The sequence below is a fragment of the Pseudodesulfovibrio sp. genome, assembly GCF_028692895.1.
Classification (GTDB): Bacteria; Desulfobacterota; Desulfovibrionia; order Desulfovibrionales; family Desulfovibrionaceae; genus Pseudodesulfovibrio.
The window spans coordinates 1-20,013 of sequence record NZ_JAQUWN010000029.1 but is presented as its reverse complement, the minus strand read 5'-3'; the positions used below and the strand labels follow the sequence as shown (position 1 = coordinate 20,013).

Sequence of the window (20,013 nt, the reverse complement as noted above, 5' to 3'; positions counted from 1 at the left end):
ATTTGGCACGCCTTTTGATGAATGGAGTGCCGAAGGAGAAAACCATGCAAAATATTCCCGGCATCACCTCCGACAGCACGGCGGACCAGTACAAGGCCCTGAAATTGACGGTCACCACCACCACGAGCACCGACAAGCAGTCGATGTTCGAGGAGCTGTTCCAGATGCATTCCAGCAAGGTGGAGCACGACCTGGCTCTTTCTCCGATTGCGACCACGGACAAGATGGTAGCGAGCGCTCCCGAGGCCGCCGAAAGCGTGGCCCAGGACGGCACGGCCCAGACCAGCGTGGCCCAGAGCGGCCAGGCCAAGGAAACCAAGTCCACCGCGTCCAAGACCACGGCCAAGGAAGACAAGGAGCCCGCCCAGGACAAGCGCGACCAGCGCATGACCCAGGACGACTTCAACAAGGTCAAGGAAGACCTCAAGGAATACGGCCTGTCGGACAAGGAGATCGCCGAACTGGAGAAGAAGGTGAACAGCGACGAGGGACTGACCTGGAACCAGTTCGTCTCCGCCCTGGCCGAAAAGATGGCCGAGCTGCGCAAGGTCGCCCTGAGCGACGCCCAGAAGGCCGACCTCACCTCTTTCTTCTCCAAGCTGGGCTTCTCCGAAAAGCAGTCCGCCCGCCTCCTCTCCCAGGTCGAGAACGGCGAGACCGACAAGGTCATGACCGCCCTCAAGGCCAAGCTGGAATCCATGTCCGACGGCAAGCAGCTCCTGCTGACCAAGGACGAGGTCGACGCCTTCGCCTCGGCCATGCAATTTTCCAAGGAACTGACCGGCAAGCTCGAAGAGCTGCTCGGCCAGGGCGGCACGGGCAAGGGCATGAAGCAGGCCTTTGCCATGCTCGGCAAGGAAATGGCCGCCCTGGACGCCAAGGACGAGAAGCTGGTCAAGGCCGTGGGCAAGGCCTTCGCCGAAGCCACCGGCAAGGAGGTCAAGGAGACCTCGGTGGCCAAGGACATCCAGGAGGCCGTGGACCTGAAGCCTCGCACAGCCGACGACAACGGCGCGGACACCATGGTCAAGGAAGACCTCAAGGAAGCCCTGGAAGAACGCCGCGACACCATGCCCGAGTCCAACGCCAAGAAGGCCGCCGCGACCAAGACGCTGCCCAAGCAGGCAGAGGGCCAGGCCGAGCCCCGGGAGCAGAAGACCGAGGACGAGTCCGACAAGAACTGGCGCGATTTCTTCGGCAAGCTGCGCGACGACGCCTCCGCCTCCGTCCGCCAGACGCAGGCCAAGGCCGAAAACGCGGAGCAGGCCCTGAACGCCGCCCTGACCGACACCTCGGCCAAGGCCAAGACCCAGGCCTGGGAAAAGGTCACCGCGCCAAAGGTCATGCGCCAGGTGGAAAACGCGGTCATCAAGACCCTGTCGAACGGCGCCAAGCAGCTCACCCTCCAGCTCGCCCCGGAAAACCTGGGCAAGCTGAGCGTGGCCCTCCAGGTCCACGGCAAGGAAGTCAGCGCCGTGATCCGGGCCGAGTCGAGCGAGGCCGCCAAGCTCATCCACGAGAATCTCGACGTCATCAAGCAGGCCCTGCAAGACCAGGGGCTGAAGGTGGACAAGCTGGACGTCCAGTCCGGCCTGACCGGGAATTACAGCGACTCCAACTGGTTCGGCCAGGAGCAGCACAACCTGGCCCGCGAGCGGGAAGTCATGACCGCCATGCGCAACCACATGCGCGCCATGCGCGGCGAGACCGGGACGGCGACGGACGCCGCCCAGGCCGTGGTTCCCACGGTCCAAACCGACGGATTGCACATCGTCGCCTAAGCGAGGTCGATCATGGGTTACGTCGATTCCACCGGATATCTGCTGGGGCAGCAGGAGGCCTATATGGCCGCCTCCAACACCCCCGAGCACAAGGACTCCCTGGAACAGGAAGACTTCCTGACCATCCTGGTGGCGCAGCTCACCCATCAGGACCCGCTGAGCCCCATGGAGGACACGGACATGACGGCCCAGTTGGCCCAGTTCTCCAGCCTGGAGCAGCTCACCAACATCAACACGAACATCAAGGCCCTGAGTGATTCCATGGAGCACAGCGACCTGCTCAACGCGGTCAGCTTCATCGGCAAGGAAGTCAAGGCGGACGGCTACAACATCAGCCTGGAAAGCGGCAACGCATCGACCATCTACTACGGCTTCGGCGAGCCCGTGAGCGGCATCACCATGAACATTTACGACTCCGACGGCGCCATCGTCCGCACCGTCGAGCTCGGCAGCAAGGAATCCGGCTCCTACCAGTACGTGTGGGACGGCAAGAACGAGGCCGGGACGGTCCTGCCCGACGGCATCTACGGCGTAGGCATCCTGGGCAAGGACAAGGACGGCGGCGGGGTCCTGGTGCAGACCGAAGTCTCGGGCGTTGTCGACGCCGTGGTCAACGAGGACGGCACCCAGTACCTGCGTCTCAAGGACGGACGGTACCTGAACTTCCTGAACGTCACGGAAATCGTCGACCCCGGCACCGCCAGCGCCGTGGACTCCGAGACGACCGCCGAAGAAGAGTAAGGATTGAAGAATATCCGGTTCGATAGCCGGACATACTTGGAGAAGATATAGGAGGTCACCATGGGTTTAGGAGCATCACTGTATTCGGGAATCACGGGCTTGTCGGCCCATTCCGAACGCATGACGGTCATCGGCAACAACCTCGCCAACGTCAACACCATCGGCTTCAAGGGCTCGCGCATGCACTTCGAGGACCTGCTCAGCCAGGACTACTCGACGGTCAACGGCGTGGGCCAGGTCGGCCGCGGCGTACGCGTTTCCACCATCTATTCCGACTTCGGCCAGGGCTCCTTCGAGTCCTCCACCGAGGCGACGGACATGGCCATCTCGGGCGACGGCTTCTTCATCGTCTCCCCGAAGGGCGAGGAAAACAAATTCTACACCCGGGCGGGCAACTTCCGCTTCGACCAGGACGGATACCTGGTCGATCCCCACGGGTACATCCTGCAGGGCTGGCAGGTGGAGCAGTCCTCCACCACCGTGTCCACCACGGCGTCCACCACGGACAGCGGGACCCAGTCGACCCGCATCATCGGCACGCCCACGGACATCCGGCTGGAGAACTTCCAGTCCGCGCCGAACCCGACGACGAACGTCTCCATGGTCACCAACCTGGACCCGTCGTCGCCGGACAACTCGACCAGCACCTCCAACCCGTACTTCGCCATGTTCAACAACTGGAACGGCGCGACGGACACGCCCATCGCCTCCACCCGCTATGCATACTCAAGCACCATCAAGGTGTACGACGACATCGGGACCGCCCATAACCTGACCGTGTACTTCGACCCCGTCACCCTGAGCAACGCGGGCGGCGACACGGTCTGGGAATACATGGTCACCGTCGACCCCAACGCGGACAAGCGGACGCTCGGCGGCGCTGACGGCAACAACACCATGATCGGCCAGGCCGCGACCTCGGCTGCGGGCGTGCTCATGATCGGCACCCTGACCTTCACCTCCGGCCAGCTCTCCGGCATGAACGCCTACACGCTCAAGTCCAACGGCGGCAACAACGGCGGTCCCAAGAACCTGGCCAACTGGACCCTGGCGGACTTCTCCACCGGCGGCTACCCGGTATTCACGGCCAACTTCCTGGGCAAGTCCAACGCCTCCACGGCGGAAGCCTCGGCGGCCACGCCCATCCAGCTGGACTTCGGCATCTCCAACAAGGACCTGTCGAGCAACAGCGGCGGCCCCGACACCAAGGGCTGGGCCGTCGGCCTGGGCACCCTGCCCGTGCACGCCAACGCGGCCCAGTTGTCCTACAAAAGCAACACCTCCTGGCTGCCCAACTTCAAGGACCCGGCGGTCAGCGCCCTGGCGACCCAAAGCTACGACACCGGCGGCTCCTCCACCCTGTACGAAAGCCAGGACGGCTACGCGGCGGGCGTGCTCCAGAACGTGTCGGTCAACCGCGAAGGCGTGCTGAGCGGCCACTATTCCAACGGCCAGGTGCTCGAACTCTACGCCCTGACCCTGGCGACCTTCACCAACCAGCACGGCCTGCGCCGCGAGGGCGGCAACCTCTTCTCCGAGACCCTGGAATCCGGCCCGGCCCTGACCGGCCAGGCGGGCTCCACCGGAAAGGGCACCGTGGACGGCAACTCCCTTGAGATGTCCAACGTGGACATGGCCACCGAGTTCGTGCGCATGATCACCACGCAGCGCGGCTTCCAGGCCAACACCAAGGTCATCACCACCACGGACTCCATGCTCGGCGAAGTCATCGCCATGAAGCGTTAACCTGTTAAGAAAGGTCTTAAGTACCAACCCATACTGATAGACTCCTTCTCCAAGCGCCCCGCGTCTGACCCGCGTGGGGCAACGAAAGCGAAACGGCCCGGCAGCAACTGCCGGGCCGTTTGCATTTTGGGAATCGGAAATGCGGGAAAGGCAGGAAGAGGAAAGGCGAAAGGCAAAAGGCGAAAGGCGAAAAAGGAGCCGCCTCCGGCGGGACTTTATCGGGAGGTTTCGCGCCCTGAAGGCGCGACTTACTTTTGGACCAGAGCGCCCAAAAGTAAGCAAAAACCGCTCCTGGGTGTGCCCCGCCCCCCGCCCCGTCCACGGGGCAAGAAGCTGATCCAAACGGCCTCCACTCCCGCAGCCAAGTCGCCAAAATAGAAAAGCTCCAAGGCTGCGAAAAGCCGCTCCGGCCGTTTGGTCAGCTTCTAAGCCGCCTGGCCGCAGGGCTGCATTGTAGGCGCTTGCAGGAATGCCGCTGCGGCAAGCAAAAGCCCGATCATTCGCAGAAGCCGGAGCCCGGACACTCGCAAAAGCAGGAGCCCAAGAAAATCGTCCGGGACCGTAGTTCGTCTGAGTTAATTTGCCAAATCCAGCCCTGTGTTCCGGCGCTTAGCAGCCGACCAAGCGGGTAAGGCGGCTCTGTGTGGCCACCCGGACGGTTAGGTGCAGTCTACGAATTTTCGCGGAGGAACGGCACTATACTTTTCCGAGAGATGGAGCCGTCCCGCTTGGATCGGATGTTTGGCGACGCAACACGTCGGCGGCCAAGCTACCCGCAAGGGCCTTTTTTTGCTTCTTTTTTTGGCCCAGCAAAAAAAGCGCCGCCCGCGCAGGGCATTCAAAAAGCTTGGAGGGGGAAGCGAACGCTTCCCCCGGCTCTGGCCGGACTTCCAGGCTACTGCTTGCCTTTCCTCCCCCTTCCCTCTCTCCTCTCCCCTTTCATCTTAACAAAAAGTCGCCCCCGCCAAGGGGGCAACTTTTACCTTTTCCACCCGACAAACCCTTGACGTGCCACCCACCCACTCCCCCTCCACCCTGGGAAAAAACCACCCTCTAGACTTAATTTAGAAACTCAATATCTTAATATTACTTAATAATATTAAGTTGGCATGTTTGCTGCTTAACAAAGCGCAAATGGATTTCCCGATTGAACAAGGAGGGTTCAAATGTCTTTAGTCATCAACCACAACCTCATGGCGATGAACGCCCAGAGGAACCTGACGGAACACTATGGCCGCCTCAGCACTTCGACCAGGCGGCTTTCGTCCGGCCTGCGCGTGGACACCGCCGCCGACGACGCGGCCGGGCTGGCCATCCGGGAGCTCATGCGCTCGGAGATCAACTCCCTGCACCAGGGCATCCGCAACGCCAACGACGCCATCTCGCTGATCCAGACTGCCGACGGCGCGCTCCAGGTCATCGATGAAAAGCTCATCCGGATGAAAGAGCTGGCCATGCAGGCGTCCACCGGCACCTACAACTCCGACCAGCGGCTCATCATCGATTCGGAATACCAGGCCATGTCCTCGGAAATCAGCCGAATCGCGCACGCCACGGACTTCAACGGCATTTACCTGCTCAACGGCAATCTTTCCGGCGACCTCGGCGCGGCCCAAAACCCGCACAACGGGCACGGCCTGTACTCCACCGGTCCGCTGAAGATCCACTTCGGCACCGGCAACGACTCGTCCGAGGACTACTACTACATCGCCATCCAGGGCGCGACGGCCTCCGCCTTCGGCCTCGGCATGGACGCCTCGGCCAAGTCCGGCGCCACCAGCGAGGAGATCAACGCGGGCAAGTCCATCTCCACCCAGGCGCTGGCCCAGGCCGCCATGGAGGCCCTGAACCAGGCCATCATCTCCAAGGACAAGATCCGCGCCAACCTCGGCTCCATGCAGAACCGGCTGGAGAACACCATCACCAACCTGGAAATCCAGGCCGAGAACCTTTCGGCCGCCGAGTCCCGCATCTCCGACGTGGACGTGGCCCAGGAAATGACGGAGTTCGTCCGCAACCAGATCCTCACCCAGTCCGCGGTCGCCATGCTCGCCCAGGCCAACTCCCTGCCCAGGATGGCCATGCAGCTCATCGGCGGCTAGTCGCAGACGCCCCTCAGGCACATCGACTGAAGACGATCGGAATCCATCCCGGCAGCCCGCGCGGCTGCCGGGTCGATTCCGGTCGTTTGCCGTTTTTCGGGAACGGCTATTCGTCGTCGAGGTAGACCAGGGCCTGCCGGGCCGCTTCCTGCTCGGCGCGCTTGACGCCGGTGCCCTCGCCTCGAAACACCTCGCCGGCGGGCAGGGTGGCGTCCACGATGAAGATCTTCTCGTGCTCGGGTCCGCGCGTGCCGGACAGGACGTAGACCGGGCGGTCGCGGAACCGCTCCTGGGCCACCTCCTGCAGCCGGCTCTTGTAGTCCTTGACCTCGGTGAGGGAGGACGGCTCGGGCCAGCGGTCCGCGAAGATGCGCAGGATCACGCCCTTGGCCGCCTCGAACCCGGCGTCCAGGAACACCGCGCCCAGCACGGCCTCGAAGGCGTCGGCCAGCAGGGCGTCGCGGTCGCGTCCTCCCTGCTGTTCCTCGCCCCGGCCGAGCAGGACGTGGCGGTCCAGCTCCAGCTCGCGCGCGATGGCGGCCAGGCTCTTCTCCTTGACCAGTTGCGAGCGGATGCGCGTCAACTGCCCCTCCGGCGCTTCCGGGAACCGCTTGAACCCCTCTTCGGACACGCACAGCTCCAATACGGCATCGCCCAGGAACTCAAGCCGCTCGTTGTCGGCGTTGACCTCCCGTTCATTGGCGTAGGAACTGTGCGTCAGGGCGGTCTCCAGGAGCTTGACTTGGTCAAACCTATGGTGAATACACTCTTGCAGGCCAATTACATTCATTCAACCCCTCCGAGGTCCATGCTTTCCGGCACCCGTTTCCGCGCCCTGCTCGATCCCGACTCCATCGCCGTTGTCGGCGCGTCGAGAAATCCCGCAAAACTCGGCCACTTGATCCTTTCGAACCTCATCCGCGCAGGGTACAAGGGTAAATTGTACCCCGTCAATCCCGCGGGAGGCGAAATCGAGGGGCTCAGGGTCTACGAGCGCGCTGCGGCCCTGCCCGCGCCCCCGGACCTGGCCGTCATCGTCCTGCCGCGCGAGCAGGTTCTTGAGGCCATGGTTGAGCTGGCCGACGCCAGGGTCGGGGCCATCTGCATCATCACCGCCGGATTCCGCGAGACCGGGCGCGACGGTTTCGAGCTGGAGACGGCCATGGCCGAGCTGGCCCGGCGCCGGGACATCACCCTGCTCGGCCCCAACTCGCTCGGGCTCATCAACACCAAATGCGGCCTGAACGCCACCATCGCACAGGCCTTTCCGTCCGAGGGGTCCATCGCCTTCTTCTCCCAGTCGGGCGCGCTCTGCTCGGCCATCCTGGACTGGGCCGACGGCGAGAACCTCGGGTTCTCCAAGTTCATCTCCCTGGGCAACAAGGCGGGCGTGTCCGAGGCGGACATGATCGAGGCCCTGGGCGACGACCCGGACACCAAGGTCATCATCGGCTACCTGGAGAGCGTGGACGACGGCGAAAAATTCCTGCGAAAGGCGCGCCTGGTCACGGAGAAGAAGCCGGTCATCATGATCAAGGCGGGCACCACCCGGGCCGGCGCGCGCGCCACGTCGAGCCACACCGGCTCCATGGCCGGGAACCTGGCGGCCTCCACCGCCGCCTTCCGGCAGTCGGGCATCATCGAGGTCCACGACCTGGAGGAGCTCTTCGACCTGGCCAGGGCCTTCGCCGAGCAGCCGCTGCCCGCCGGGCCGAACCTGGCCGTGGTCACCAATTCCGGCGGCCCCGGCATCCTGGCGGCCGACGCCTGCGAGGGCGCGGGCCTGAACCTGCCCCGTCCGTCCCAGAAGACCCTGGAGGCCCTGACCGCCGCCCTGCCGCCCTTCGCCGCCATCTACAACCCCATCGACATCATCGGCGACGCCCCGGCCGAGCGCTACCGCGCCGCCCTGGAGGCCGTGGTGGCGGACGAGTTCACCCACGCCGTGCTGGCCCTGCTCACACCCACGGCCTCGGCCCGGATCGAGGAGACGGCCCGGACCATCATCGAGGTGGCCGAGGGGTGCGACAAGCCGATTTTCACCTGCTTCATGGGCGCCATGCGCATCGGGCCCGGCCGGGACCTGCTCATCAAGGCGGGCATCCCCTGCTACGGCTATCCCGAGCCCGCCGTGCGCGCCATCTCGGCCATGCTGGCCCACCGGCGCTGGCTGGACCGCCCCTACCCGGTGGAGGTCTGCTTCCGCCGCGACGTGGGGAGGGCCAAGCACGTCCTGCGCCAGGCGCGCAAGCTCGGGCTCCAGGAGCTGCCCTTTGCCGACGCCATGGACGTGGCCATGGCCTACGAACTGCCCGTGCCCGAGTCGCGCCTGGTGCGCACCAGCGAGCAGGCCGTGCGCGCGGCCAAGAAGATCGGCTACCCCGTGGCCCTCAAGATCGTCTCGCCGCACATCCCGAGCCGCCGCGACGTGGACGGCGTGGCCGTGAACCTGCGCGACCCGAACGAACTGCGCAAGGCGTGGCTCGACATCACCATCCGCGCCCAGCGCAAGCGGCCCGACGCCTACATCGCGGGCTGCCTGGTCCAGGCCATGGGCCCGGTCAGGGCCATGGAGGTGGTGGTCCGCTTCACCCAGGACCCGCAGTTCGGGCCGCTCATTTCTTTTTGCATCGCCGGCCCGTCGGCCGAGGTGCTGCACGACGTCAGCCACCGCCTGGCCCCGCTGACCCTCCAGGACGCCCAGGACATCGTGCGCGAGATCAAGTCGTTCCCGCTGCTCCAGGGCGCGCGCGGCGGCGCGGCGGTCAAGCTGGCGGCCATCGAGGACATCCTGCTGTCCATGTCGCAGATGGCCACGGATTTTCCGGAGATCCGCGAGGCGGAGCTCGACCCGGTCCTGGTGGACGCCGAAGGGGCCCTGGTGGCCGACCTGCGGCTGACCATCGGCTGACCCTTGGCTTTTTCATCGGTCTGGGATACGAAAACAGGATGGGGCGCCGCCCGGCGGGCCCGTCACAGTTGAGGAGGAATCAAGGCATGGCTGGACTCTATATCGGCTCGACCACCGGCTACTCGGGCAAGAACATGATCATCATGGGCCTGGGCCTCAAATTTCAGAAGGAAGGCTTCAACGTCGGCTACATGAAGCCGGTCGGAGCCATGCCCATGGAGATCGGCGGCAAGCTCGGCGACGAGGACGCGGCCTTTGTCCAGGACGTGCTCGGCCTGGAGGCCGACCCGGAGCTGGTCACCCCCGTGGTGGTCACCCAGGACTTCAAGGTCAAGGCCTTCACCGGCAGCGTCGAAGGGCTGCTGGACAAGATCGTCGAGAGCTACAAGACCATCTCCGAGGACAAGGACATCACCCTGGTGGCCGGTTCCGGCTCCATGTACTCCGGCAAGTACTGCGACACCGACGCCATCTCCGTGGTGCGCAAGCTCGGCATCAAGACCATCGTCATCGACCGGTTCCAGAAGGAGCTGAAGTACGACTACCTGATGGTCATGAAGGAACAGCTCGGCGACCTGCTGGCCGGGGTCATCCTCAACGACGTCCCGCCCCAGTTCATGGACGAGATCAGCCAGCTCCTGGGCCCGGCGCTGGAGAAGAAGGGCGTGCGCGTCCTGGGCGTCATCCCGCGCGACCCGCTCATGGGGGCCATCAAGGTGCGCGACCTGGCCGACCGGCTGGGCGGCAAGATCATCTCGGCCCACAACAAGAGCGAACGTGTGGTGGAGTCGTTCCTCATCGGCACCATGCAGGTGGAGAACTTCATGACCCACTTCCGCAAGAAGAAAAACTCGGCCATCATCGTGGGCGGCGACCGCTCGGACGTGCAACTGGTGGCGCTGGAAGGCGACTGCCCCTGCCTGGTCCTGACCGGCAACCTCTACCCCAACGACATCATCCTGACCCGCTCCGAGGTACTGGAAACGCCGATCATCATGGTCCGCGAGGACACCTTCACCGTGGCCAAGAAGATGGACGACATCCTCTCCCGCCACAAGCTGCGCGACGCCATCAAGATCAAGCAGGGCGCGGAGCTGGTGGCCTCCAACATCGACTTCCAGACCCTGCGCAAGGAACTCGGCCTGAAATAGCCAGAGCCGCGACAACGACGCAAAACGGGCCGAGAGCAAACGCTCCCGGCCCGTTTTCTTTGCGCAACATCCGCAAGAAGGGACAACGGGCGTCGATTCAGGGAAAAGCCCAACCCCCAAGCCCTCCCCAGCAAAGCGGAGATGGAAGGTTTTGGAGATTCTCAAGAACCTTTTTCCCAAAAGGTTCTTGAGCCGCCGGAGGCTTCTTCCGCCCCCGCCTGTCCCGCACCGGCGCGCGCCAACGGGCCGATCTCCGCTGTACTTGCGGGCCGGTCTGCGGCAGACTCGACGTCCAGGAGAACGACCGTGACCGACACCACCGACCTGACCCGGCGGCCCGTGCCCGACGTCATCCGCCAGGTGGCCGTGCCCGCCTCGGTGGGATTCTTCTCCCACACCATGTTCAACCTGGCCGACACCATGTGGGCCGCGCGCATCGACACCCAGGCCGTGGCAGCCCTGTCGCTCTCCCTGCCGGTCTTCTTCGTCATCACCTCCATCGCCGGCGGCATCGCCACCGGCTCCACCGCGCTCATGGGCGCGGCCCTGGGCAGGGGCGAGCGCGAACGCGCATCCCTCACCGCCGTGCAGATGCTCGGGTTCGGCGTGCTGGTCTCGGCCGCCCTGGCCTGGTTCGGCCTGGCCTTCTCGCCGCCCATCTTCGCCTGGCTCGGGGCCGAGGGGCCGTACCTGGCCACCTGCCTGGCCTACATGAACCCCATCTTCGCCTGCAACGCGGCCACGGTGTTCCTCTACCTCTTCAACGCCGTGCTCCAATCCAGGGGCGACACGAAGAGCTTCCGCAACGTCCTGGTGGCCACCGCCCTGCTCAACCTCGGGCTCGACCCGTGGTTCATATACGGCGGCTTTGGCCTGCCCGCCATGGGACTGGCCGGGGTGGCCTGGGCCACGGTCCTGCTCCAGGCCGCCGGGGCGGTCTACCTGGGCTTCAAGGCCCGGCGCACCGGCCTGCTCGCGACCGACCGGGGCCGCAACCTGATCCCCCGGCCGCGCATCTACGGCCGGATCGCCCACCAGGGATTCCCGGCCTCCCTCAACTTCATGACCATCGCCCTCGGGTTCTTCGTCATCTTCCGCTTCGTCTCCCGGTTCGGCCCGGCGGCCTCGGCCGCCTTCGGCATCGCCACCCGCATCGACCAGGTCATCCTCATGCCCGCCATCGGCCTGAACGTGGCGGCCCTGACCGTCACGGCCCAGAACTTCGGGGCGGGCAGGCCGGAGCGCATCCGCGAGACCCTGGCCCACTGCCTGCGCTACGGCGCGTGGCTGCTCATCCCGCTCTGCGTGCCGCTCGGGCTCTTCGCCGAGCCGCTGATGCGCCTGACCACCGCCGACCCGGCCGTGGTGGCGGTGGGCGCGGAGTACCTGCGCGTGGACGCCTTCGTCCTCTACGGCTACGTGATCATCTCGGTCTCCACTGCCGCGCTCCAGGGCATGCAGCGCCCGCTCTTCGCCATCTGGATGGGCGTAAGCCGCCAGGTGGCCGCGCCCTGGCTGCTCTTCACCCTCCTGGTGGGCCGGATGGGCTGCGGCACCCTGGCCCTGTGGCTTTCCATCGCGGCCATCGTATGGGCCGCCGCCCTGGTATCCTTCTGGTTCGTGCGCCGCGTGCTCCGGCAGGCGGAAGCGCGGGCCGCCTGAGCCGTTCGCAGGTTCGGGTTGTCCTTTTCCCGCCGACGGCGTATTTTGCCCCGGCAAGAAGACTCAACCCGCAAGACGGAGACCATATGCCCGAAACCAAGATCACCGCCCTGGTGCTGGCCGCCGGAAAGGGAACGCGAATGCACTCCCCCCGGCCCAAGGTGTTGCAGACCCTGCTGCGCGAGCCCATGCTCCGCTACGTCTACCGCGCCCTGGACCCGATGTTTTCCGACATCCTCACCGTCATCGGCCACGGGGCCGAGGAGGTGGAGACCGTCTTTCCCGGCCGGTCCTTCGTGGTCCAGGCCGAGCAGTTGGGGACGGGCCACGCCGTGCAGACCGCCTGGGACGCGGTCAAGGCCACCGGGGCCACCCACTGCCTGGTCATCAACGGCGACACCCCGCTGGTCACGCCCGAGGCCCTCTCGCGCCTGACCGACGCGGCGGGCGACGGCGACCTCGCCTTCATGACCATCACGCCCAAGTCCCCGGCCGGGTTCGGCCGCGTGGTCCGCGACGAGGACCGGCGCATCGCCGCCATCGTCGAGGCCAAGGACTACGACATCGCCGTGCACGGCCACGCCACCGGCGAGGTCAACGCAGGCATCTACCTGCTCAGGCTCGACACCATGGGCGCCCTGCTCGACCGGCTGGAGAACCGCAACGCCAGCGGCGAATTCTACGTCACCGACCTGGTGGAGCTGGCCGTGGCCGACGGTCTGACGGTCACCGGCGTGCAGTGCGGCGACGACCTGAGCCTGATGGGCATCAACAGCCCGCGCGAGCTTATCCAGGCCGAAAACGCCCTGCGGCGGCGCATCGTGGAGGACCTCATCGACCGGGGCGTGCTCATCCACAACCCGGACACGGTCATCATCGGGCCGGGCGTCACGGTGGAGCCGGGCGCGGAAATCTTCGGCCACTGCGAAATCTACGGCGAGTCCTCGGTGGCCGCCGGGGCCCGGCTCGGGTCCTACAACCAGATCACGGACTGCGCCCTCGCCTCCGGGTGCCTGGTCAAGGAATTCAACCACATGGAAGGCGCGGTGGTGGAGGAGGGCGTCCAGGTCGGGCCCTATGCGCGGCTGCGGCCCGGCGCGGTGCTCCGGCGCGCGGCCAAGGTGGGCAACTTCGTGGAGGTCAAGAAGTCCGTGGTGGGCGAGGGGGCCAAGGCGAGCCACCTGACCTACCTGGGCGACACCGAGGTGGGGGCCGGGGCCAACATCGGCGCGGGCACCATCACCTGCAACTACGACGGCAAGAACAAGTTCAGGACCGTCATCGGCGAGGGCGCGTTCATCGGCTCCAATACCGCCCTGGTGGCCCCGGTCACCGTGGGGCGCGACGCATTGGTGGGCGCGGGCTCGACCATCACCAAGGACGTGCCCGACGAATGCGCGGGCATCGCGCGCGGCAAGCAGGTCATCATCAAGCGGCGGCTCAAGCGGTCCTGAGGGATGGAGCGGGCCGCCCCCAATAACTGTTGATTTGTGTGACGTTAGGGGATAGATAGAGGAAATGGAACTTGTTGCCCAACTTGAACAGCGCTTTAGTGAGCTGATAGATAAAATCAAGGTTTTAAAGGAAGAAAACCAGCATTTGAGGGAGGAGGTCGAGGCCGAACGCAACCTGCGGCGCGACATCGAATCTCGCATCGACGCGATTTTGGAGAAGATCCAAAGCGAGCTGGAATGACAGCGATAAACGATGCCACGCTACACGTTGAATCTGTTCGGACTTGAAATATCCTTCAAGACGGATGCGGAAAGCGACCGCATCGAAGCCGCGCAGGCGTTTCTGGAAAAGAAATACAGGGAGCTGACCGAGACCGCCGGGGACCTGAGCAAGGAAAAGGCGTTGACGTTTCTGCTCCTGAGTCTGGCCGACGACTACCTGGTCGGCGTGGGGAAGCTTGAGCGGTTGGAAGGGAAGATCGGAGAGATTTTGGAAAAAACCTCGCAGGACCCAGGCCGATAATAGGAAGGGTCCGGGAGTGGTGAAGAAATTACCCTGGGACGTTCGTGATTGCCCGGAGCGTTCTTGAGCCAATGCTCTTTAAAAGGGCGACGACTCCAGTGGATTGGTGTGCATGCCCGCCCCGCGCGGGAAGCCTGAAGGTCCGCGAGTCATGCCCACCTGGACAACCAGGTTCAAAACCAAAAGGCAACACGGCTTCCCGGGGCCTATAACCGGCTCCGAGCGCCGGACGACATAGATTAAACCGTTTCCAACCTCCCTCCTCCCATTGCTCCTGGCAATGGATTCCCTCCAAGGCGCACCTCCCATGCGTCGATCCTCAAGTGCGCTAAAGGGCGTCAACAGACCGCCAAAAGTCTGTCAACATACACCCAAGGAGCATTCCAATGATAACCGAAATCGCCATGATCGGCGGCGGGATCATCGTCGGACTCGGCGGAGGATTCGTTCTCAACAAATACATCTCCGACAAGAACATAGCCGATTCCCGAGGCCTCGCCGAACGCATTGTGGAAGAAGCCCGCAAGGAGAGCGAAGCCCTCAAGAAAGAGGCCCGCATCCAGGCCCAGGACGAAATATACGCCCAGAAAATGGACCTGGAAAAAGACTTCAAGGATCGTGAATCCCAGCTCAAGAACGAGGAAAAACGCCTCCACTCCAAGGAGGAGCGCCTCGACGCCAAGCGCGAAAAGGTGGCCGACAAGGAGGCCCAGGTCGTCGAGCTGGAAAAGCAGCTCATCAAGCAGGAAAAGCGCCTGGCCGAGCTGGAGGAGGACCTGACCCTCAAGGCCGACGAGCACGAGCGCAAGCTCCAGGAAATCTCCGGCCTGACCGTCGAGGAGGCCAAGGACCACCTCATGACCGAGATCGAGTCGCGCACCCGTCACGAGGCCGCGCGCATGATTCGCAACATCGAGATGGAGGCCAAGGAGAACGCCAGCAAGAAGGCCAAGGAAATCCTTTCCCTCGCCCTCCAGCGCTACGCGGGCGACTATGCGGGCGAGCAGACCGTCACCGCCGTGACGCTGCCCTCCGAGGACATGAAGGGCCGCATCATCGGCCGCGAGGGACGCAACATCCGCGCCCTGGAGGCCGCCACCGGCGTGGACCTCATCATCGACGACACGCCCGAGACCGTGGTCCTCTCCGCCTTCAGCCCCCTCAAGCGCGAGGTGGCCAAGCAGGCCCTGGAGCGCCTCATCCACGATGGCCGCATCCATCCGGCCCGCATCGAGGAGATCGTCAAGAAAGTCGAATCCGAGATGGACACCAAGCTCAAGGAGATCGGCGAGCAGGCCACCTTCGACGTGGGCGTGCACGGCATCCACCCCGAGCTGATAAACCTCCTCGGCCGCCTGCACTACCGCACCTCCTTCTCCCAGAACGTGCTCCAGCACTCCATGGAAGTGGCCTTCCTCTGCGGCGTCATGGCCGCCGAGCTCGGCCTCAACGAGAAGGAAGCCAAGCGCGCGGGCCTGCTCCACGACCTGGGCAAGGCCGTGGACCACGAGATCGAAGGCCCCCACGCCATCATCGGCGCGGACCTGGCCAAGAAGCACGGCGAGTCCAAGGAGATCATCCACGCCATCGCCGCCCACCACGAGGACACGCCGCCCATGTCAATCCTGGCCAACCTGGTCCAGGCGGCCGACTCCCTCTCCGGCGCCCGCCCCGGCGCGCGCAAGGAGCTGCTGGAGAACTACGTCAAGCGGCTGGAGGACCTGGAGAACCTGGCCACCAGCTTCGACGGCGTGCAGAAGGCCTACGCCATCCAGGCGGGCCGCGAGATCCGCGTCATGGTCGATTCCGACAAGGTAGGCGACGAGAACACCTACGTGCTCTGCAAGGACATCGCCGAAAAGATCGAGAACAACATGACCTACCCCGGCCAGATCCGGGTCACGGTCATCCGCGAAAAGCGCGCCGTGGGCTACGCCAAATAGCCAGATGAACGCAAAAAGCCCCGGCTTCACCCGAAGCCGGGGCTTTTTGCCGCCCGCCGCCCGGCCATGCAATTTATCATGGCGCAAGGCCTCCGGCATTTGCTAGGGTGGCGTGAAATCAGCACCCCCCCCACGGAGCCAGCATGATCGACAGGGACCCCGCACATTCCGACGACAGCGCCGAACGCAGTGACGGCCCGGTCGAGCTGTTCCGGACCACCATGGGCGACAAGGAATTCGCCCGGTTCAGCCAACTGATCCACTCCGAGTTCGGCATCAAGATGCCGCCCAGCAAGAAGGTACTGCTCCAGTCCCGTTTCCAGAAGCGCCTGCGCGCCCTGGGCATGAAGAGCTACAAGGAATACTGCGACTACGTATTCTCCCCCGAGGGGCGCGAGGCCGAGCGCTCCCAGCTCATCGACGTGGTCACCACCAACACCACCCATTTCTTTCGCGAACCCAAGCACTGGGACATCATGAATCGCACCGTGCTGCCCGAGCTGTGGCATCGCGGCCTGGGCCGGGGCGCGCCCCTGCGCGTCTGGAGCGCCGGGTGCTCCAGCGGCGAGGAGCCCTACACCCTGGCCATGGTCCTCTCCGAGTTCGCCGCCCGCTCCTCCGGGTTCGACTTCACCATCCTGGCCACCGACATCTCCAACGAGATCCTGCAAAAGGCCATTCGCGCGGTCTATGGCATGGACAAGGCTGAGGAAATCCCCATGGAGATGAAGAAGAAGTACCTGCTCAAAAGCAAGAACCGCAACAACCCGCTCATCAAGATCGACGAGCCGCTCCGGCGCAAGGTCTCCTTCCAGCGGCTCAACTTCATGGGCGACTTCCGCCTCCAGAACCCACAGGACATCATATTCTGCCGCAACGTGGTCATCTATTTCGACCGCGACACCCAGGTCACGCTCTTCAACAAGTTCTGCAACAACCTGAAGCACGGCGGCTACCTCTTCATCGGTCATTCCGAATCCCTCTCCGGCATGACCCTGCCCCTGCGCCAGGTCGCGCCCACAGTGTTCCAGCGGATCGGTTGACCTCGCTGCGCTTCAAGGATAACACCACATCCGGCCCTCGGAGCACCCCCCCTTTCCGCGCCCTTTTCAAGGCGCGTTTTTTGACATAAGGAATACCTCCGGACGGGCGGTTTCTCCCGCCCTCTCCCTGCGGGACGTCCGTGCGTTTCCCGCCGCCGGGCCAATGCGGCGTACACACGGTAAACGATGAGGATTACATGAATATTTATGAAGATTTGAAATGGCGCGGGCTGATCAATCAGGTCTCGGACGAAGACAAGGTGCGCGAGTACCTGAACACCCCCGGAGCCGTCATGTACTGCGGGTTCGACCCCACGGCGGAATCCCTGCATGTGGGCAACCTCGTGCCCCTGCTCTGCCTGGTGCGCATGAAGCGCGCGGGGCACCATCCACTCTACCTCATGGGCGGGGCCACCGGCCGCATCGGCGACCCGTCCGGCAAGGACAAGGAGCGCGACCTCTCCGATCCCGAGGTCATGGAAACCCGCCTGGAGAAGATCAAGGCCCAGGTCCGCCGCTTCGTGGAACGCAACACCGGCGACCGCCCCGACATCGTCAACAACTACGACTGGACCAAGGACATGACCGCCATAGAGCTGCTCCGCGATGTGGGCAAGCACTTCACGGTCAACTGGATGCTCCAGAAGGAATCGGTCAAGGGACGCATCGACCGCGACGACGTCGGTATCTCCTACACCGAATTTTCCTACATGATCTTGCAGAGCTACGACTTCTATCACCTCTACAGGACCCGCAAGTGCCGTCTCCAGATCGGCGGCGGCGACCAGTGGGGCAACATCACCGCCGGCTGCGAGTTCATCCGCCGACGCACCGCCATTGACGGCGAGCAGGCCGAGGCCTTCGCCCTGACCTTCCCGCTCCTGACCACCGCCTCGGGCAAAAAGTTCGGCAAGTCCGAGAAGGGCGCCATCTACCTCAACGCCGAGGTCACCTCGCCCTACGCCTTCTACCAGTACTTCTACAACACCGACGACCGCGACGTGATCCGCTTCCTCAAGCTCTTCACCTTCCTCGGTTCCGACGACGTCGCCGCCATGGAAAAGGAGATGGAGGAGGCCCCGCACCTGCGCCCGGCCCAGAAGCGCCTGGCCGAGGAGGTCACGCGCATGATCCACGGCCAGCACGAGCTGGACCGCGTCCTGGCCGCCTCCGAGGCCCTCTTCGGCACCGGCGACCTGCGCAAGGTCGATCCCGCCACCCTGCGGGCCGCCCTGGAATCCGCCCCCCACCGGCACTACGCGCCCGGCGACGTCCCCGACATCGCCCAGATGCTCGTCGACCTCGGCCTTGTCCCCTCCAAGGGCCAGGCCCGAAAGGACATCAAGGCGGGCGGCGTCTACCTTGGCGGCGAGCGCGTGGCCGAGAACCAGGAACTCGCCGAAACCGACTTCCTCGGCGGCGACCTCCTCGTCCTGCGCAAGGGTAAAAAGAACTACGGCCTCGTCACCCGGGGCTAGCAACGATCGCGTGCACCGCGCATTATGGCCGCCGGGCTCAGCCCGGCGGCTTTTTTTCGCCTTCACCAATCTGTAGTGAGATGGTTATAACCTGACACACGGCCCTTCCGAAAGGAAGTGGTCATGCCGTCCCTGGCCGGGGTATGGATGGAGTTACGAGCTTCACCAACCTCAGCAAGGAGAACGTCATGACCACCAAGAAGAAGGTAGCACGAAGGAAGCTCAGCCTGCTAGAGCTGGCGACCGAACTCGGCAATGTGAGCAAGGCCTGCAAAGTCATGGGCTATTCGCGGCAACAGTTCTACGAGATTCGCCGCAACTTTCAGACGTATGGAGCGGATGGCCTGCTCGACCGGCTTCCCGGCCCCAAGGGGCCACATCCCAACCGGGCGGACGAACACGTGGAGAAAGCTATCCTGGATTACTGCCTGTCTTTTCCCACTCATGGTCCTCTTCGGGTCGCGCAACAGCTTGTCCTGCTGGGCGTGCAGGTAAGCTCCAGCGGCGTGCGCGGCGTCTGGAGCCGCCACGATCTGCTGAGTCGCCACGAACGTCTGCTCCGCCTCGAACAAACGGCCCGGAAGCGCTCACTGAAACTCACGGACGAGCAGATTCGCGTGCTGGAAAGGTTCAGCCCGGAGTTCCGGGAACGGCACATCGAGACTCGCCACACCGGCGATCTGGTGGCCGTGGACACGTTCTTTGTCGGTACGCTCAAGGGCGTGGGGCGGGTCTATCTGCAATCTGTCATCGATTGCCATAGCCGCTACGCCTGGGGCAGGCTGTACACCAGCAAGCTGCCGGTGACGGCGGTTCATGTCCTCAATGAGGACGTTTTGCCGCATTTCGAGGCCCACGGCGCGCGGGTCGAAACCGTCTTGTCCGACAACGGCCGGGAGTTTTGCGGCAGGCCGGACCGGCACCCGTACGAACTGTTCCTCCAGCTCGAAGGCATCGAACACCGCACGACCAAGGTGCGCAGGCCACAAAGCAACGGCTTTGTGGAACGCCTGCACCGCACGCTCTTGGACGAGCACTTCCGCATCAAGGGCCGGGAGAAGTGGTACGAATCGGTGGAGGAGATGCAGAAGGACCTGGACGGTTATCTGCTTCACTACAACACGGAGCGGGCGCACCAGGGCCGGGGAATGAACGGACGGACGCCGAACCAGGCCTTCTTGGACGGCATCGTGAAGGGCAAGGAAACAGGAACCGAAGAAGCCGCGTAGCTCACCCCGCCAGGGGCGGTAGTGTCAGGTGAATACTATCTCTGTACAACCAATCCCTACCAAAGCTTTTGGGCGACGCTTCGCGTAATCATTCTATTAATTGCCAACTTACAATTTCTTCTCAAACCTTTTGAAATCTAGAAAAGATCCATTGTCATTTTTTGATAGTTCACATTGAAGGTCTTCCATTCCAATTTCTTGCTGGCATAATGTACGAAGTTTTCCATGAAGACTTGCCAACTCATTTTT

Annotated in this window: 15 protein-coding genes and 1 other RNA gene; 15 read left to right on the top strand and 1 reads right to left on the bottom strand. The window is 63.9% G+C overall.

Annotated elements, in window-relative coordinates:
* The first annotated feature begins 44 nt into the window (after nucleotides 1–44).
* The 4 genes from PHP91_RS09075 to PHP91_RS09060 all read left to right on the top strand — a co-directional run bounded on the left by PHP91_RS09075 (nucleotide 45) and on the right by PHP91_RS09060 (nucleotide 6,370).
* Entirely contained in the window at nucleotides 45–1,781 is a 1,737-nt protein-coding gene (locus PHP91_RS09075) for a flagellar hook-length control protein FliK (protein WP_300139761.1), read from the top strand.
* 12 nt (nucleotides 1,782–1,793) lie between these two features.
* A complete protein-coding gene (locus tag PHP91_RS09070; protein ID WP_300139759.1) occupies nucleotides 1,794–2,522 on the top strand; it encodes a flagellar hook assembly protein FlgD in 729 nt (242 codons plus the stop codon).
* Nucleotides 2,523–2,582: 60 nt separating this feature from the next.
* Entirely contained in the window at nucleotides 2,583–4,268 is a 1,686-nt protein-coding gene (locus PHP91_RS09065; protein ID WP_300139757.1) for a flagellar hook protein FlgE, read from the top strand.
* A 1,166-nt stretch (nucleotides 4,269–5,434) separates the two neighbouring features.
* Nucleotides 5,435–6,370: a flagellin gene (locus PHP91_RS09060; protein WP_300139755.1), complete on the top strand. Its 936-nt coding sequence runs from the start codon at nucleotides 5,435–5,437 to the stop codon at nucleotides 6,368–6,370.
* Nucleotides 6,371–6,476: 106 nt separating this feature from the next.
* On the opposite strand, the gene rnc is transcribed toward PHP91_RS09060, so the two are convergent.
* Nucleotides 6,477–7,160 (bottom strand): ribonuclease III, encoded by a 684-nt coding sequence (gene rnc, locus PHP91_RS09055; RefSeq protein WP_300139753.1) that lies wholly within the window; start codon nucleotides 7,158–7,160, stop codon nucleotides 6,477–6,479.
* 18 nt (nucleotides 7,161–7,178) lie between these two features.
* Here rnc and PHP91_RS09050 point away from each other — a divergent pair, with 18 nt between their 5' ends.
* From PHP91_RS09050 to PHP91_RS09000, 11 genes are all read left to right on the top strand, one after another.
* Nucleotides 7,179–9,281 carry an acetate--CoA ligase gene (locus PHP91_RS09050; RefSeq protein ID WP_300139751.1) on the top strand — a complete coding sequence of 701 codons (2,103 nt, stop codon included), beginning with the start codon at nucleotides 7,179–7,181 and terminating at the stop codon, nucleotides 9,279–9,281.
* Nucleotides 9,282–9,367: 86 nt separating this feature from the next.
* Entirely contained in the window at nucleotides 9,368–10,432 is a 1,065-nt protein-coding gene (locus tag PHP91_RS09045) for a phosphotransacetylase family protein (protein WP_300139749.1), read from the top strand.
* 306 nt (nucleotides 10,433–10,738) lie between these two features.
* Nucleotides 10,739–12,094, top strand: a complete 1,356-nt coding sequence (locus PHP91_RS09040; protein ID WP_300139747.1) for an MATE family efflux transporter — start codon at nucleotides 10,739–10,741, stop codon at nucleotides 12,092–12,094.
* Between the two features lie 86 nt (nucleotides 12,095–12,180).
* A complete protein-coding gene (gene glmU, locus PHP91_RS09035) occupies nucleotides 12,181–13,548 on the top strand; it encodes a bifunctional UDP-N-acetylglucosamine diphosphorylase/glucosamine-1-phosphate N-acetyltransferase GlmU (RefSeq protein WP_300139745.1) in 1,368 nt (455 codons plus the stop codon).
* Nucleotides 13,549–13,612: 64 nt separating this feature from the next.
* Nucleotides 13,613–13,789, top strand: coding sequence for a hypothetical protein (locus PHP91_RS09030; RefSeq protein ID WP_300139743.1), 177 nt, complete (start codon nucleotides 13,613–13,615; stop codon nucleotides 13,787–13,789).
* Nucleotides 13,790–13,801: 12 nt separating this feature from the next.
* Nucleotides 13,802–14,071, top strand: a complete 270-nt coding sequence (locus PHP91_RS09025) for a cell division protein ZapA (RefSeq protein ID WP_300139741.1) — start codon at nucleotides 13,802–13,804, stop codon at nucleotides 14,069–14,071.
* Nucleotides 14,072–14,098: 27 nt separating this feature from the next.
* Nucleotides 14,099–14,281, top strand: a non-coding RNA gene (ssrS, locus tag PHP91_RS09020) — 6S RNA.
* Nucleotides 14,282–14,457: 176 nt separating this feature from the next.
* On the top strand, nucleotides 14,458–16,014 hold the full coding sequence (gene rny / locus PHP91_RS09015; protein ID WP_300139739.1) for a ribonuclease Y: 1,557 nt from the start codon (nucleotides 14,458–14,460) through the stop codon (nucleotides 16,012–16,014).
* 143 nt (nucleotides 16,015–16,157) lie between these two features.
* Complete coding sequence (locus PHP91_RS09010; protein ID WP_300139738.1) at nucleotides 16,158–17,057, top strand: protein-glutamate O-methyltransferase; 900 nt, start codon at nucleotides 16,158–16,160, stop codon at nucleotides 17,055–17,057.
* 197 nt (nucleotides 17,058–17,254) lie between these two features.
* Nucleotides 17,255–18,535, top strand: coding sequence for a tyrosine--tRNA ligase (tyrS, locus tag PHP91_RS09005; protein WP_300139736.1), 1,281 nt, complete (start codon nucleotides 17,255–17,257; stop codon nucleotides 18,533–18,535).
* 188 nt (nucleotides 18,536–18,723) lie between these two features.
* Nucleotides 18,724–19,764 (top strand): IS481 family transposase, encoded by a 1,041-nt coding sequence (locus PHP91_RS09000; protein ID WP_300139734.1) that lies wholly within the window; start codon nucleotides 18,724–18,726, stop codon nucleotides 19,762–19,764.
* Nucleotides 19,765–20,013 lie beyond the last annotated feature (249 nt).